This window comes from Nonomuraea sp. NPDC003804 (genome assembly GCF_040610675.1).
Lineage (GTDB): Bacteria > Actinomycetota > Actinomycetes > Streptosporangiales > Streptosporangiaceae > Nonomuraea.
The window spans coordinates 1-1,016 of the sequence record NZ_JBEXMT010000148.1 but is presented as its reverse complement, the minus strand read 5'-3'; the positions used below and the strand labels follow the sequence as shown (position 1 = coordinate 1,016).

2 protein-coding genes are annotated in these 1,016 nt (G+C 57.1%); both read right to left on the bottom strand.

Going from position 1 to position 1,016, the window contains the following annotated elements; translation table 11 throughout:
• The coding region (locus tag ABZX22_RS45400) for a site-specific DNA-methyltransferase (protein ID WP_354923639.1) at nucleotides 1-662 on the bottom strand (662 nt) is incomplete at its 3' end.
• 127 nt (nucleotides 663-789) lie between these two features.
• Nucleotides 790-1,016, bottom strand: a 227-nt coding sequence (locus tag ABZX22_RS45395) for a hypothetical protein (protein WP_354923637.1), incomplete at its 5' end; no start/stop codon positions are given.

Here is a 1,016-nt window from a genome sequence, read left to right as displayed (position 1 = left end):
GACGAAAACCTCCATTCACTCTCAGGCAAATCCCGGTTCTCCAGCCAAAGGTTGTAGGCATAGTCAACACCGCGTGGAATGCGGGCACTTACGTCTTCAAACTTCTCTTTGTCCTTCGCATACCAAAGAATGTATTCCGATGCTTTGAATACACCAGGATTGACAGTGCTAAATGCAGAAGGCGAGCGGGCAGCGATAGTTATCCTGTTGACGAAGTTGGACCGGCCAAAAATCTCATCCAGCATCACCTTCGCATAGTCAACCTCGTTATCGTCCAGATGAAGAAAAAGAGATCCCTTCTCTGAAACAAGCTCGTGGATGAGTTCGAGCCTGGCATACATCATTGACAACCAAATCGAATGCTCGAAGTTGTCGTCGTATTTCGGGAACATCGCTCCGGTATTGAACGGCGGGTCTATGTAGACGCAACCAACCTGGCCAGCGTAGTAAGGCAGCAACGCCTTCAACGCATCCAGGTTGTCGCCCTCGATCAGCATGTTGGGGGAGTCCACCTCCCCATAGGACAAGCTGACCACCGGCTCCAGGAGGCGGTAAGGCGTCAGGGCGGAACGGGTTAGGTCCTCGTCACGGTCGGACCAGTTGAGCAGCGGCATCGAATACATCCCCTCGAACAGGCTCCAAGTATCGTTCAGCGGGTGCATTTCGGCCAATGCTCCAAAGCCTAACGGCGGCTAAGCCATTGATCGAAATAACCTTCCCGTGATCGGGGCCTGATCGCGAACTATATGCTGGGCCACTTAGCGACCAGCGGGCCAAGAAGCATCTCGGCTACGGACGGCTGAGGCCCACCTTCCCGCAGTAGCGATAGACGGCGGAACTGCTCACCCCGAGTTCCCGCGCCAGGTGAGCCCGGCTGACCTCCTTCAAGCGAGCCCGAACCTGGTCCAGGGCCAGCCCGCGCAAGGTGCGGTGCTCTGGCCCTTTCAGGACACGCCCCAAGCGAAGGGCTCGGCGGTCCAGGCCGATGGTGGCCGGCGACAAGCCCAAGCGCTGGG